Here is a 14348-nt window from a genome sequence, read left to right on the forward strand (position 1 = left end):
CCGAGTTCGCCGAGCGGGCGGCCGAGAGCATCGCCTCCATGCGCTGCCATGGGCCGAGGACACGCAGCTCAGCGGCGGCAGGCGCTGTTTCACACCCGCGCGATGTGCTTTACCCGGGCGGAGGATTGCAAATCGGCGTATGTGTATTATCGCCGGCTGTTCCCGCGCGAGGCGCTGGATGCGATGCAGGACGCGAAGCTACGCGAGAGCGTGGTGCGTGAGTCGTTTGATTCTAGTATCGTGCTTTGTAGCCCCTGACACGGCAGGACCCCGCACCCGGTTCCTGCCTTCTGGTGTTGGGGTGCTCGACAACTGGATGAGTGACCACACTCCTGATACACGGAGCGGCTATGCAAAGAAACGACACTGGCGACAGAACGGATACTGCAATTCGTTCGGCCGCCAATCACAGGCGCACCTGTCATAATAGTATTATTGCTGGGACGGTGCAGGAGCGCCATTTCTGCAGGAAAGCCGGCCATGAACACCCAACAGACAAACACCCTCATCCGCGCCAGCGTCACCGCTATCTTGCTGGGAATTATCCCCGCATGTGACTATGATGACACCGAATCAATCGAGGATCGGGACATGGCCGTGGCCGTCGAAGACCGGTCCCTCGACGAGATCAACATCGAGAATCATCTGAACATCGACGCGGTCGACAACATCGACGATCAAGCCGTGCTCGATGCCCAGAGCCCCAACGCGAATCTCGCGGCCCTGGGCACCTGCGCCACGATGTATCTACATATCCACTTCGGCGGTGACCGCCGGGAGATCGACGCTGGCGCATTTGTCGCGTGGATTGGAGATCTCTGGAACGACGAGGTGTCCTCTATCATGGTGCGTTCTGGCTGCGTGCTCAATGTATGGGAACACAGCAACTTCGGCGGCGCTCATGCGGCTTTTCAAGGCAGTGTCCCATGGATCGGTAACTGGTGGAACGATCGAATCTCGTCGTATACGTGTAGTTGCTAGATTTTGCTGCGCGTCGCACCTCCAGTGTGCGCTTGGACTCGCTGCTCTCGTCCTACTTGTTGCGGCCGCTTGATCGACGGCACGCGCCGGCTACTGCGGCTGAACCTGAACGCTCGTGAGCGTTCAGCGACACGTCGTCCGGTGGCGCGTGCCGGCGTCGGTGCGCTCGGTCGTGTACTCGTACCCACCCGTATGGGAGATGCGCGTAGAAGTCGTCGCGTGGTCGGTGTCGTTTGGGTAGCTGATCCACAGTGCGGGGCGCGGCAGCTCGGGCTCGAGGTCCTTCGAGGCTTCGGCTTCGGTCTTCGGCTCGCTCGGTTCGACCTTGCAAGCGGTCATCGCGAGCGTCGCTGCCAGCACCAGTTTCAGTCGCCGTGACATGCTCGATGATAGCGAATGGATTGGCCGGCCCGCGTTGGAGGAAGCAGTCCGTGTCGATGCGCCGTTCTGGCGGGGATGAGACGCGCTCTCTCGAAGCCCTCTATCCGCATGGTCGCCAAGGGGTCGAGGGCCATGGCCTCCCCTGGCGAGTGGGCGGCGGCGAGCTCGGTACGGACTCCATTGGAACTTCGAGCGCCGGGCAGCCACTCTGGTGACGTGCGCGGACGGCCAGTGATCATCGGAGTCGTGCTGATCGGCCTGTTGGGCGCGCGCTCCGACCGCGAGACCTCGAAGCGCCGACGCGAGCCCGCGAGCGACTACCTCCTGCGCCCCGACGAGGCCCCCAACCCGGTCCCGCCCGGGGTCGAGATGTGGGTCTACGAACAAGGCATGGACTTCGAGGTCGATGGTGAACGCCAACGCGTGCTCGACTTTTGCCCGGGGTGCCTGAGCACGCAGCTGCGCGGGGTCGAGACCGTCCACGACCTGACCTTCGCCGAGAAGAACAAGCAGCGCAGCGACGACCCCGTGCTCATCGTCCACGTCGACCCCGAGACGCCTGCTGTCTACCTGGAGCACGCCCTGGCTCACGCCAGCCGCTGGAATCGCCTCGCGTTCGTGGTCGAGACCGAGGCCGGCCCGCGCGTCGTGCATGCGCGTCACAGCAACGACCTCGTGAGCGGCTTGGGCCTGTTCTCGATGCTCCGCGTCGAGGTCGGAGCGCGCGGAACCACGGCCCAGTGGCACGCGCCCCAAACCGGAAACGCGCGGGCGTGGGAGATCAACGCGACGATCGGTGGCGAGGTATGTGCCGAGCAGCCAAGCGAGGCCGCCGTCCGGGCCCAGCTCGCCGACCTCATCGCCGAGGGCTGCGTCGGCGCCGAGCTCAGCCCGTTCGTGCATTTCGATCGCGGCGTCATGATCAACCACTCGCTGCCCAGCGGCATCGTGATCCAGACCCTCGCCGCCCTCGCCCCGCACTGCGGCGCGGACACGGCCCCGTGGCTGCTGGTCCTGTCCTACGACGCCTTCGCCGACGCCTGCGACCCCAAGTGGAGCGGCGAACTCGACGACTACGCCTCGTTCCGCGACGAGGCCCTCAACCGCGCCCAACTCGACTTCGAGCGGGTCGCGGCCCATGCTCAGTGCTTCTATGTGAGGAGCTGCTTTGGGGGCTGAGGGCGCGGCCGCGCGTGCCCAGACCCGCGACACCCGACGGTCCATGCAGGCCCTGGCCAGCGCCGCCCAGGCGATGATCGAGGTCACCGCCCAGGGACCCGCAAGTATCGTCGACACACTCGAGGTCGCCCCGGCACTTTTGGCCGTTACACCCGCAGTTGAGCTCGCCCAGGGTGCAGGCCGGATCGCCGTCGCCGTCGCCGTCGCCGTCGCCCGAGTTGTCTATCGGATGTCCTTTCCGCATCACACGCGACGTCATTCGTACGCCTGCGGTATGCCTGCGCGGGCGCGCACATGGCAGATGAGCGCTCGCGCCACGTAAGGAGGAGACCGTCTGCGCCCCACCTCAGCGCGAAACGCGCAGTGCGCGTAGACCTCAAAAAGTCTTGACCGCGCGCAGATCGCTCGTGTATCGTTGGCAATCGTTGAGGTTCATGGACACACAATCACCAACGCGCCCAAGACCCCGCCACCTACCGAGCCATATCTCGGCCGCCATCGTGCTTGTCGCTGCGGCGTGCGGGCCTTCCGGTCCGGCCGCTGACGGCGGCTCATCCCCCCTATGCGGCGATAGTGTCATCGATCATGGCGAGCTCTGCGATGACGGAAATCTCATTGCGGGCGACGGATGTAGCCCCGAGTGCCTCCCGTCGGGCATTCCGTTCGACTGTGTGGATCTGCTCGTAAGCGACAGTCCAGACGAGAGAAATCGCGTCTCCGACCTCCTCCCGCTCGCCGACGGTACCTTCATAGCTGCGGGAACACTCGATTTATCACCCACGAATCGCGGTTGGCTCGCGCGCTACAAGCCAACCGGCGAGCAGATGTGGTTCGTTGACACAGCAGCGATCGACCCGGAGTTCTCCGCGGTTGGCGACCTCGTCGACGATGGCCAATCCGGATTTTGGGCGCTGGGATTTGCGGGTTGGACCGACAACCGGTTGATTCACCTCGATCGAGATGGAAACGTTACCAGCACGACTCCCGTGGTTTCCGAGAACGGCGCAAGTGTCGCCGTGGCGACCATCGAATTTGCGACGACGAGCGTCTGGCTCGTGGGGCAACTCGAAGGCGACGCATGGTTGGGACTCTACGATCCGACGGCCAATACGGTAACCGATTTGTTGATCGAGGATCACCTCGGCTTCCAAGATTACATCTATGCGATCGGACGAGGAAAAGATGAGATCGCGGTCGCTGCAACTGTGAGCACGAGTCCGAACTTCGACGGGGACATCCCGCTCATCGCATCGACGGACGTGTTGGTCATCCACTACAATTTCCAGGGGATTGAGCTTCAGCGCTCGCTGCTCGGCCCGAATACGGACCCTGACTTCGTGCGAGTCGCCAGCCGCATTGTGTCGGATGCATCAGGCCGTTGGTTCGTAGGCGGCCCCTACATTCCTCGAGACACGACCGCACTTTACCAGACCTGGCTCGCTCCTCTACAGGCCGAGACACATTGGACCTGGACAAATGACGTCAGTCTAGGTGATGTCGCGGGTGCCGAAAACGGCGTCATCGTCGCCACGAATCGGCTCGATACCGATGCCTCAAATGTGCCAATCACTGAAGGTTGGCTGGTCAATCTCGGGTGGGACGGAGCGAAACTCTGGGACTTCGGGGCGGTCGACGATGACGTCGCAAGCTACACTCACTACGTACATCAGGCGTTGGCAGGCGTTGCTGATGGCCGCTTCCGCACCGCTGGCGTAACGACCTCCGGAGAGATTCCGACAGTGCGTTCGTGCCTGATATCGCAGTAGAACCAAGCCACAACAGAGGTCGCAAGAATGCATCACAAGTGGACAATCCCAGGAACAGTTGCACTCGTCTCCTTGGTCGGAACCCCACAACGGGCAGACGCATACTGTGTCACCAACCAGCCGCTCATCACATTCTGGTCATCGAAGTTTCCAGACCTTCGCATTCCGGTTTGGATTAGTCTCTCACCAGACCACACGGTCGCCCACACGGGACAGACACCCGACGATGTAGCGAGACTAGCGCTCGAGGTCATCGCGCGACACAATGAATCCGCCCTCGGGCCGAAACTCCACTTTGCCGGATTCACAAACAAAGGGTACAATTTGAACATTCCCTTCAACAACCCCATGCTGACTGCGGCGGTTGAACTTCCGGTGGGAATCACCCTAATGAGCATGGACTGTACCGACAATAAGGAAATATGTGGCGACAATGCGACCGGCTGTGCAAGCTTCGCCACCCGCAACGACCCTAGCAACCCGCTAACTCAATCGGATCCGTTAGGCTGGGTGTTCTTTGTTCCGCCGGGCTGTGAAGACAGTGCAGGCTACTCGATGAATGCCTACGGCGACATGGCTCAGGTCATGCTGCACGAACTCGGACACTCCTTGGGGCTCCAGCACTCCAATCGCGACAAAGCAGTCTGCGAAGCCAACGGAAAAAACGTGCACGGAGGTTCCGTCACGGGCACAAGCGGGGTAATGTATTCAACCGTACCAGCTAATTTTGCTGCCAGCCGGTCATGGCGACGCGACGACCTCCAGGGTTTGGAGTATCTCTACGGTGCAGCAGCCAGTGACCTCGAATTAGCATGGTGGAACGACACGAGCTACCCAGACTACCCAGACTATCCCACCGCGACATCGCTCGTCGACATTCAGGTTTCGCGCGCCGCGGTCGTTGCAAATCGCACGCCCGCAGGCGTCCAGGGTCTCGTAACCACCGCGCCCGACGGCCGAGTCAAACATATTCTCATGAGTGAAGCCGGAGACGTGACTCCCGCTCTCGGTGACCTCGTAGTCGACCCGGGTCCAAGCGGCGTGACGTGGTCACTTCCTGCCATCGCCATGAGTGACGAAGGAGTGAATGAGCGGCTGTTCGTCGCGTGGATGGCGAACGAGGCTCTAGACAGCAACTTACTCACTCTACGTACAGCTGTACGACCGACGGACACTTTGGCGTGGCAATACGCCGATCATCCGGACGAGTTTCGGGTCAATCGGCTCGCAGCCGGGTATGATCCCGGATCCGAGGTCTTCATGGTGACCACGCTGACGCCCTCCACGACCGAGGTGCGAGTCGTGCTATTCGACATCGATGGCGTTTCGCTTGGACCGGCGATTGATCTCGAAGGACTGTACGCCTTCGGAGTGGGGCCCCCTCTTTGTGACGATTCACGATGTTTGATCCCATTCTCAGAGTCGGAATTTGGTGGTCCGGATTTCGGCATCGCAGAGGTGATGGTCGATCCTCGAACGCCGACCGTAACGCTACTATCAACGGAAGTTCTGAGTCAGGTCAACACGTACGGCAGTCTCGCCCTGGTGAGTGATGACCAGGGACTCATGGCCGGCATGGGCGAGCGGCGATTCCTTCTAGGTGACTACCCCGGATTGAGTCCGGACGGCGTCGAGTCGAAGGTCAATCCGAACACCGATTGGGCATTGGGCATTGGACATTGGGCCAATCAGAACTCCAGCGTGTCGCGCCTGTTCCAACCTCGTGCGATAGAGTGCGGCAACGGCATCGTGCAAGCGGCCGAGGAGTGCGACGACGCGAATACCACGCCCGGCGATGGCTGTAGCGCGTGCGTCCTCGACCTGGGGGCGGGCACCGGTTCAGGCACGGGCGACACAGGGGGCTCCGGGCTCGACGGCGAGAATGGTTGCGAATGTCGAGCCAGCTCGGGAGATCCGGGGTTCGGGTTCCTCTCGATGTTCGGATTCCTCGCACTCGGTCTGCGGGTGCGTCGCGTCGACTAGCCCACGCCGAACATCCCGGCGACTCGCGTCGGACCACCCGACCCGCGAGGCCGTGGCCAAACCCGACCTGAAGTTTCGCACGCTCACGACCGAGCACTTCTTGGTCCACTACCACGTCGGCGAAGAAGAGGTCGCCGATCACGTGGCGATGCTGGCTGAGCGCGCCTACTACGCGGACCTCGATGGCGCCCAGATCACCATCGACCGAGACACCGAGACCTCCGCGATGGAACCACCTACGAGGTCCGTCACTCGCTGACAAAGCTCTGACCGCCAAACCAACTGACGACATCAGACCCCAGAGATCACCCGGCGCTGCACGATCACCGACTCCGGGCTCGCGCCAGCGTCCCCCTTCCGCCGAAGCTCGATCACCACCTTCGTCCCAGCCTGCCCCCGGATATTCTGCATCGATCCTTCGAACCCCAGCTCGACGACCGACACCCCATCCACGCCAATGATCGAGTCACCCGCGACGATCCCCGCCTCCTCGGCGCCGCCGCCTTCGACGACGTCCCGGATGTAGATCGCGTCGCGGGTGGGCGCGATCGCAACCCCGATCCCGGCAAGCTCGACCTTGGGTTGCTCGCCCTCGGCGACCGGCGCGAGCGCGATCTCGACGGGTCCGTGGCGCTCGCCCGCGGTGATCTGGATGCCGGAGAGAATCTTGCTGTCATGGTCGAACGCGGCCACGTCGACGGAGATGCGGCCGGCCTCGATGCCCGTGAGCTCGAAGGCCCCCTCGGTGTCGGTGACCGTGGAGCTCAGCGAGGGCATGACGGAGTCGCCGCTGGCCAGGCCGTTGACCGAGACGTGCGCGAGCGCGAGCGGCTCGCCCGTGCTGGCGTCGACGACCCGCCCATAGAACGACCCGCCCGTGCCAAGCACGATCTTCACGGGGCCGCCGGACCGAGGCAGCTTGACCTTGACCGGCTTCGAGCGCGCGCGACCCTGGGCGATCGCCTCGAGCTCGTAGTGACCGGGGCCGAGCCCGCCAAACGAGAACGCACCACCGGGATCGAAGACCGAGAGATTGGCGACCCGCGAGCGGCGAAGCGGACCGTAGACGCGCAGCAGCGAGACGCTGCCGGCCACGACCGGGTCGCCGTGTTGGTCGACCAGCCGGCCCGCGATCTCGAGCCCGTCTTCGAGCCGCAGCTCGACCTCGTCGCCGGGCTTGACCGCGCCGCTCTGAACCCACGGGCGCGCGCTGAGCTGGGCGCCGACAACGTAGGTGAGATCGTCGAGGGGCGCGAGCACGAACCGACCCTCGGCGTCGCTGACGGCCGTGGGCGCGCGGGCGAGGCTGGGGTCGCGGCCGCCGATCCGAGTGGGCATCGTGCGGACTTCGACGCCCGCGAGCGGCTGTCCGGCGCCGTCGATGATGCGCCCGGTGATCGCGGCCTGGCTGGGATTGGGGACCCCGCCCATGGTGATCGTGAGGGTGTGGCTGAGCTGCGCGGGGGCGTCGACGCGGGCGCGACCGGTGGGGTGATCTGGGTGCCGGGCCTCGAGCAGGGCGAAGTCGGGGGCATGAAACACGAACCGGCCGTCGGCGTCGCTGTGGAAGCTGGACTCGATCCCGACCAGGGCCAGCTCGCCGCTGTCGGCCCCGAACAATTCAATGTCGGCGTCGGCGACGGGCCGGCCTTCGGTGTCGACCACGGTCCCGGCGTAGTCGACCCGCGGGAACAAGAACAGATCGGCGCGCTCGAGCTTTTGATAGGGGCTGGACACCCAGACCACGCCGCCGCGCCCGAGCTCGGGTGCGTAGGGCAGGTAGCCCTCGGCCGTGACGATCGCCAGCGCCCACGCGCCCTCGCTGGGCGCCTCGAACCGATAGCTCCCGTCGGCGCCCGTGACGGCGCTGTGGGTGACGCCGCGGCTGATGAATTCGAGCTCGGCCCCGGCCACGCCCACGCGGGTGCCCCAGTCGACGATCCTGCCCTCGAGCGCGCCGAACGGGCTGGTGTCGGTCGAGAGCTGGGCGGGCAGCGCGAGGTGGGCCGTGTTGGCGCTGTTCGAGTGCGTGGCGTTGGCGGCGTCGGTGTGGCGACTGTTGGGCGCGGTCGAGCGGGCGCCCTCGTCCCGCGATGACGCGCGCGCGTCGAGGTCTGCGGACGCGGCGTCGGAGTTGCCCGAGCTGTCGCCTGCGAACCACACCAGCGTGGCGACCACCAGCGCCAGCCCGGCGATCGCCAGGGCGATGATCATGCCGGCCCCTTGGCGGCTCTGTGACGTCGGTGGCAGGGGGCCAGGATACATCGAACGCCGGGCCCGCGCATGGTACCACTCGCCCGTGTCCGACCTTGCATCGCTCGACCAGGTCCTGCTCGAGCGCTTCGGCTTCTCGAGCTTTCGCCCCGGCCAGCGCGAGGCGCTCGAGGCCCTGCTGGAGCGCCGCCGGTTGCTGTGCATTCAGCCGACGGGCCACGGCAAGTCGCTGCTCTATCAGCTCCCGGCGACGATGTTCGAAGGCATGACCGTGGTCGTGTCGCCGCTGTTGGCGTTGATGCGCGACCAGATCACGCAGCTGGTCGAGCGGTTTGGGATCGCGGCGGCGTCGATCAACTCGGACCAGCTCGAAGAGGAGAACGCGGCGGCGGTCCGGGCCGCGCGGGCGGGCGAGCTGCGGATCTTGTTCGTGGCCCCCGAGCGGCTCGACAACCTGGCCGACTTCAATTTTCTGCTTGGGCTCGACGTCTCGCTGCTGGTCGTCGACGAGGCCCACTGTATCTCGACGTGGGGTCACGACTTTCGGCCCTCGTATCGTCGCATCGTCGACGCGGTCAATGCGTTTGCGCAGCGGCGTCCCGATCTGCGCGTGCTCGCGTTGACGGCGACCGCGAACCACCGGACCGAGGCCGACATCGTCGAGCTGCTGGGCGCCGACGCGGGGCTCGCGGTGCACCGCCAGGGCATGGATCGGCCCAACATCTCGCTGTCGTCGATCAGCGTGAGCGGGCTGCCGAACAAGCTCGCGCGGCTCACGGTCGTGGTCGCCCGCGAGCTCGAGCGGCTGGCCGAGTCGGGCGGCTCGGGGATCTTGTATTGCGCGACTCGGGATCAGACCGACATCGTCGCGGGGTTCTTGCAGGCCAACGGGCTCGATGTCGTCGCCTACCACGCGGGCCTGGATCCCGACCGCAAGCGCGAGCTTCAACATGCGTTCACGCGCAGCGAGGTTCCGGTGATCGCGGCGACCAATGCTCTGGGTATGGGCATCGACAAGTCCGACATTCGCTTTATCGTGCATGTCGACATACCCGGATCGATCACGGCCTATTACCAAGAGGTGGGCCGGGCCGGGCGCGACGGCGCGCCAGCCCGCGGGTACCTGCTGTTCGACGAGGAAGACCGCAAGGTTCAGGACTACTTCATCCGCTCGGCCCAGCCGACGGTCGACGACTTCGAGGTTGTTCAGCGGGTGATCGCGCAGGCCCAAGAGGCCGACGATCCAATCAAGTTGGGCGGGATCAAGGCCCGCTCGGGGTTGCACCCGACCCGGGTCACGGTGGTGCTGGCCGAGCTGATCGAGCAGGGCTTCGTCGCCAAGCAGCTGGTCGGGCGCGCGCAGGTCTACGTGGGTGGCGAGCAGTCGGGCGCGCCGAGCCTGGAGCGCTACCGGCGTCAGCTGGAAGTCCGCACCCAGGAGCTCGACGCGATCTTTCGGTTTGCCCGGCGCGAGCCCGCGTGCTTGATGCAGGCCCTGCGTGCGGCGCTCGGTGACGACGACGCGCCAGCGTGCGGGCGCTGTGATCGCTGCGTGGCGAGTGAGGTGCCGGCCGTGGATCCCGTGGATCCCCAGCTCGAAGCCCGGGCCAGCGCGTGGCTCGAGACCCGCCCGCTGCCGCTGCCCGCGAGCCGCTACCCCCAGCTCAGCGAGGGCCTGGCGCTGCTCGACGGTCCCCTGCGTGGGCCGACCTATGCGGCGTTCATGCGCGGGCGGGCCAACGCGCCGGCGCTGCCGCCCCGCCTGCTCGAGCTGCTCGAGCTTGGGGTCGATCGGCTGCGCAACGACTACGCGTTCGGCAGCGTGGCGATGCTCCCGTCGCGCAGCTGGGCCCAGCGCGAGCTCCTGGGTCAGTGGCTGGCCGACCACCTCGAGGTCCCGCTGCTCGAGCTCGTGACCTACCGCAGCGACGACGAGCCAGCCGCGCGCCAGGGCAGCCTGGCCAACAATGATCAGCGGCGCGAGAACGTCAAAGGCTGCTTTGGCCTGGGCAGCGACGCGCGCCACGTGCCGCCGGGGGCGGTGCTGTTGGTCGACGACTACGTCGGCTCACGGGCGACCCTGCGCGAGGTCGGCCAGCTCCTGCGCAAGACCGGCAAGCTGAAGCAGGAGATCGTGCCACTGATGATCGCCCGCGTGCGCTGGAAGCTGGGCCAGCCAGGGATGATCTGAGCTGCTCCGAGCTGCTCTGGGCGCGCCCTTGTGCCGGGCCCGCGCTTCGTCTGTAATCACCGAAGTGACGAACATCTACGATTTCGAGGTCGAGACCATCACCGGCGAGCGTGTGTCCATGGACACGTATCGCGGCCAGGTGTTGCTCATCGTCAATACCGCGAGCAAGTGAGGCTTCACGCCGCAGCTAGGTGAGCTGCAAGCGCTGCATGAGCAGTATGAAGCCAAGGGTTTGCGCGTGTTGGCGTTCCCCTGTAACCAGTTTGGCAACCAAGAGCCCGGCACCAACGCCGAAGTGCTCGAGTTTGCCCAGCGCAACTATGGCGTGACGTTTCCGATGCACGCCAAGATCGAGGTCAACGGCAAGGGCGCTCACCCGCTCTACAGGTACCTCAAGCACGAGGCCAAGGGCATCCTCGGCACCGCCGCGATCAAGTGGAACTTCACGAAGTTCATCGTCGACCGCGACGGGAACGTGGTCGAGCGCGAGGCGCCCAAGACCACGCCAAGTAGCTTGGTAGCCAGGCTCGAGGGGCTCTTGGGTCGGGCGGCGAGCGGCTGAGGTCAGCGCAGATCGAGCCAGACCAGTCGCACCCCGGGTGCGGCGGCGGCCTCGGCGAGCACGCCGGACCACGGGTCGTCCGGACTCGTGGTCGCGCGGGCTGACCAGCACTGGACCCCGAGCGCCGCGAAGCTGGCGAGCGCGCGCTCGGGGGACACGCGAGGGGTGACGATCCGCTGGGTCATCTCGCTGCTGCCGTTGTCGGCGATCACGATCAGTAGATCGTCGCCGTGGTCGATCGCGTCGATGATAGCGAGCCACTCGGAGTGCGGCAGGTTGGTGTCGCCGACCACGGCGATCGCGAGGCCGTCACGGCCGCCGCGCGACCAACCGGCCGCGATCGGTACGGCGCCGCCCATGTGCATCTTGACGTCGCTGCGCTGGCCGGCGAGCGCGAGCAAGCCGGTGACGCCGGGGTCCGTCGCAATGAAGCGACCGAGCTCGCGGAGGCGGTCGAACAGCGGGCCGCGGGGATCGCCAGCCGGGAACCCCGGGAGCGGATGCGCCTGCTCGAACGCCTGCTCGCGCGCGAGCAACTCGGCAGGGAGCTCGGCGAGCAGCTCGACCAGCGCGGGTTTGCTCGCGGGGGCGCGCTCGATCATGGGCGAGGCCTCGGGCGTGCAGCGAGCGACGGCGGCGTCGAGCACGGCGGCCAGTGACTCACCCGACAGCCGCCCGATCGGCCGCGCGTCGCCGAGCTGAGCTCGACCGAGCACGGCGGTCGTGACCCCGTGAGCATGCAGTCGCGCGCGCACGCTGGTCTCGAGCGTGGCCGTGCACTCCTCGAGCACCACCAGCTCGCGCACCTGCGAGGCGAGCTCGACCAGCGCCGCTTCTGGCAGCGGGTGCTCGAGTCGCAGTCGCATGCCCGCGAGCCCGCGCGCGCGTGCAGCCTCGGCCACCTCGACGCCCAGGTGCGCGGCGACGATCACCGCGAGCTGCCGGGGCTCGCCCCACAGCCGCACTTGCGACTCGATCCACGGTCGCAGGCGATCGAACACACCCGCGCGGGTGTCGAGGTGTTCGGCGTAGGTCCGCGCCGAGGTTGCCAGCGCTCGACCACGCTCGGGCCAGGGCGCGAACGCCTGGGCCAGCTCGGGCACCTCCGGTGCCGCGAACTCCCCAGCGCCCGCAAAACAGCGATGATCCCCGCGCATGACGACCAACATCCCAGTCGCCCGACTGATCGCGCACGCGTCGGCGACCAGCTCGATGATCTCGGCCGGACTCGTGGGCGAGACCACCAGCAAGTTGGGGCTGCCCGCGTACAGCGGCCGATTGTCCTGGGCGCTCTGGCTCGACCCGGGCTTGGCGTCGGCCCCCTCGAACAGCAGCAGCGGCGCGGCCAGGCCATGAACGACGCCCATCACGTTGAGCGCGTCGGAGGCCACGTTGATCCCGACGTGCTTCATGATCGCCGCGGCCCCACGCCCAGCCATGGCGGCGCCGAAGGCCTGACTCAGCGCCGCGTTCTCGTTGACCGCCCAACGAAACTCGATGCCCGCCGCCTCGCCTTCACGCTCGAGCACCAGCGCCAGCGCCGTCGTCGGGGAACCAGGGAACGCGGTGACGAAGCTGACACCGCCAGCGCGCAGGGCAGCGAGGAACGCCTGGGGAGCCTGGCTCATCGCGTGGATCATGCCGCCACCCACGGCCCGGGGATAGGGCTGAGCCATCCCGCGCAACGGGTTGTGAATCGGGCATCTCTGCGGTCGTCGGAGGGCCTCGATGCGCACGCTCCTGGCCGCTCTGTCGCTCACCTGTCTGTCGCTGTTGCCCGTCCCCGCGATGGGCTCTGAGGATGGCGCGCTCGAGGTCGTCGAGCGCTCGCAGAACGAGCTGCTCGAGCTGCTCGGGCGCGATGGCAAGCCCAGCGAGATTCAGCGCCAGGTCGATGCCCTGCTCGACTACGAGTGGATCGCCCAGTCGGCGCTGGGGGGGCCCAGCCACTACGCCGAGCGCTGCGGTGAGCGCTGCCCCGAGTTTCAGGCGCTGCTCACCGAGCTGATCCGCACCAACTACCTTCAGCGCCTTGGCCAGCGCGATCGCGTGAGCGTCGTGTATGTCGCCGAGCACGTGCGCGAGGCCGCGACCAAGGTCGACACCCGGGTGAGCTTCGCGGACGGCTCGGGCAAGACCAAGGTGATCGACGTCGACTATGTGATGCACCGCAGCGGCGGCCAATGGCACGTTCGCGACATCATCACCGAGGGCGTGAGCCTGGCCAAGACCTACAAATATGACATCAACAAGCTCTACAAAGATGGTGGGATCGACAAGGTCATTGTCACATTGCAAGCCAAGCTCGACGACTTGAACCGGCTACATTAGCCCCTCGAGCATCGAAGAGGCTGCCATGTAGCTCGAGCACCTTCGTGCTGCCGGCCGCTCACTGTTCCCACACCCCACCCTTGCCCCGGTAGGTGGGCACGCTGCTCTCGGCTGACATTCCGGCTCCGGTGAAGAACACGATGTTGCGAAAGTCGGCGAGGCGCGGCGTTGCCATCGCGGCCACGATACCGCAAACGCGGGGCGGGTGGGAGCCGACCTCACGTAGACGCGAGGAGCAGCGCTGTCACGACGCTGCCCCTCGGGTGTCGAGTGTGAGGGCGGTTAGACAGCGTCCTTGTCCCTCCTGACCATGTGCATGACCGTGGTGGCGACGGCGCTCACCAGGAACACCCAGAACAGAATCTGGGCGATCGAGGCGGCTCCCGTTGTGATCCCACCGAAGCCAAAGATGGCGGCGATGATCGCGATGATGAAGAAGATGAGCGCGTAGTACAGCATGGCTGGTTCTCCTGTTCGAGCGCCTCGGCGCCGGGTGTTGGAATGTAGATAGTGTTCGTCGCGCGGCCGCCCGCACCAACTCCACGCCCGTGGCGCCACGCGCTGGCTCCGGGTGCGGTCGCTTCGCTCGGGTCGCTCGATCTAGAGTGGACGCGGCCGACGAGCGCGGATCCAATCAGTCAGGCGGTCGGTGGAACACGGTCTGCTGTTCTGGTGTGCTGGCCACAGGCCGACGCGGCACGAAGGTGCTCGCTGCGTCAACCATGATTATGCGATCTCTCCCGCAGCCCGCGCCACGGTG

At 65.9% G+C, this 14348-nt stretch carries 12 protein-coding genes and 1 pseudogene; 9 read left to right on the top strand and 4 right to left on the bottom strand.

The features are described from left to right. The first annotated feature begins 480 nt into the window (after window positions 1-480). Entirely contained in the window at window positions 481-981 is a 501-nt protein-coding gene (locus ENSA7_RS40890; protein WP_106094863.1) for a peptidase inhibitor family I36 protein, read from the top strand. Window positions 982-1104: 123 nt separating this feature from the next. Here ENSA7_RS40890 and ENSA7_RS40895 read toward each other — a convergent pair whose 3' ends face one another. Beyond that, window positions 1105-1362: a hypothetical protein gene (locus ENSA7_RS40895; protein WP_181234621.1), complete on the bottom strand. Its 258-nt coding sequence runs from the start codon at window positions 1360-1362 to the stop codon at window positions 1105-1107. A gap of 216 nt (window positions 1363-1578) precedes the next feature. Between ENSA7_RS40895 and ENSA7_RS40900 the strand changes: the two genes are divergently transcribed. The 5 genes and pseudogenes from ENSA7_RS40900 (at window position 1579) to ENSA7_RS40920 (ending at window position 6549) form a co-directional block, all read left to right on the top strand. Beyond that, window positions 1579-2541 carry a hypothetical protein gene (locus ENSA7_RS40900; RefSeq protein WP_146158727.1) on the top strand — a complete coding sequence of 321 codons (963 nt, stop codon included), beginning with the start codon at window positions 1579-1581 and terminating at the stop codon, window positions 2539-2541. Window positions 2542-2975: 434 nt separating this feature from the next. Further along, window positions 2976-3173: pseudogene (locus ENSA7_RS45665) on the top strand (DUF4215 domain-containing protein); the annotation flags it as partial. Window positions 3174-3212: 39 nt separating this feature from the next. Beyond that, window positions 3213-4307, top strand: coding sequence for a hypothetical protein (locus ENSA7_RS40910; protein ID WP_244924079.1), 1095 nt, complete (start codon window positions 3213-3215; stop codon window positions 4305-4307). Window positions 4308-4631: 324 nt separating this feature from the next. Next, window positions 4632-6290: a matrixin family metalloprotease gene (locus ENSA7_RS45670; protein WP_244924076.1), complete on the top strand. Its 1659-nt coding sequence runs from the start codon at window positions 4632-4634 to the stop codon at window positions 6288-6290. 52 nt (window positions 6291-6342) lie between these two features. Then, window positions 6343-6549 (top strand): hypothetical protein, encoded by a 207-nt coding sequence (locus ENSA7_RS40920; RefSeq protein ID WP_106094868.1) that lies wholly within the window; start codon window positions 6343-6345, stop codon window positions 6547-6549. 32 nt (window positions 6550-6581) lie between these two features. Here the strand turns inward: ENSA7_RS40920 and ENSA7_RS40925 are convergent, their stop codons facing one another. Beyond that, window positions 6582-8504 (bottom strand): carboxypeptidase regulatory-like domain-containing protein, encoded by a 1923-nt coding sequence (locus ENSA7_RS40925; protein WP_181234622.1) that lies wholly within the window; start codon window positions 8502-8504, stop codon window positions 6582-6584. Window positions 8505-8589: 85 nt separating this feature from the next. Here ENSA7_RS40925 and ENSA7_RS40930 point away from each other — a divergent pair, with 85 nt between their 5' ends. After that, on the top strand, window positions 8590-10695 hold the full coding sequence (locus tag ENSA7_RS40930) for a RecQ family ATP-dependent DNA helicase (protein WP_181234623.1): 2106 nt from the start codon (window positions 8590-8592) through the stop codon (window positions 10693-10695). A gap of 64 nt (window positions 10696-10759) precedes the next feature. Further along, on the top strand, window positions 10760-11257 hold the full coding sequence (locus ENSA7_RS40935) for a glutathione peroxidase (RefSeq protein ID WP_106094870.1): 498 nt from the start codon (window positions 10760-10762) through the stop codon (window positions 11255-11257). A gap of 2 nt (window positions 11258-11259) precedes the next feature. Here the strand turns inward: ENSA7_RS40935 and ENSA7_RS40940 are convergent, their stop codons facing one another. Further along, window positions 11260-12933 carry a thiamine pyrophosphate-dependent enzyme gene (locus ENSA7_RS40940; RefSeq protein WP_106094871.1) on the bottom strand — a complete coding sequence of 558 codons (1674 nt, stop codon included), beginning with the start codon at window positions 12931-12933 and terminating at the stop codon, window positions 11260-11262. A gap of 52 nt (window positions 12934-12985) precedes the next feature. On the opposite strand from ENSA7_RS40940, the gene ENSA7_RS40945 reads away from it, so the two are divergent. Beyond that, window positions 12986-13588 carry an MlaC/ttg2D family ABC transporter substrate-binding protein gene (locus ENSA7_RS40945; protein WP_106094872.1) on the top strand — a complete coding sequence of 201 codons (603 nt, stop codon included), beginning with the start codon at window positions 12986-12988 and terminating at the stop codon, window positions 13586-13588. A gap of 282 nt (window positions 13589-13870) precedes the next feature. Here the strand turns inward: ENSA7_RS40945 and ENSA7_RS40950 are convergent, their stop codons facing one another. Continuing rightward, window positions 13871-14047, bottom strand: coding sequence for a DUF1328 family protein (locus ENSA7_RS40950; protein ID WP_106094873.1), 177 nt, complete (start codon window positions 14045-14047; stop codon window positions 13871-13873). Window positions 14048-14348 lie beyond the last annotated feature (301 nt).

The sequence above is a fragment of the Enhygromyxa salina genome, assembly GCF_002994635.1.
Taxonomy (GTDB): Bacteria; Myxococcota_A; Polyangia; order Nannocystales; family Nannocystaceae; genus Plesiocystis; species Plesiocystis salina_B.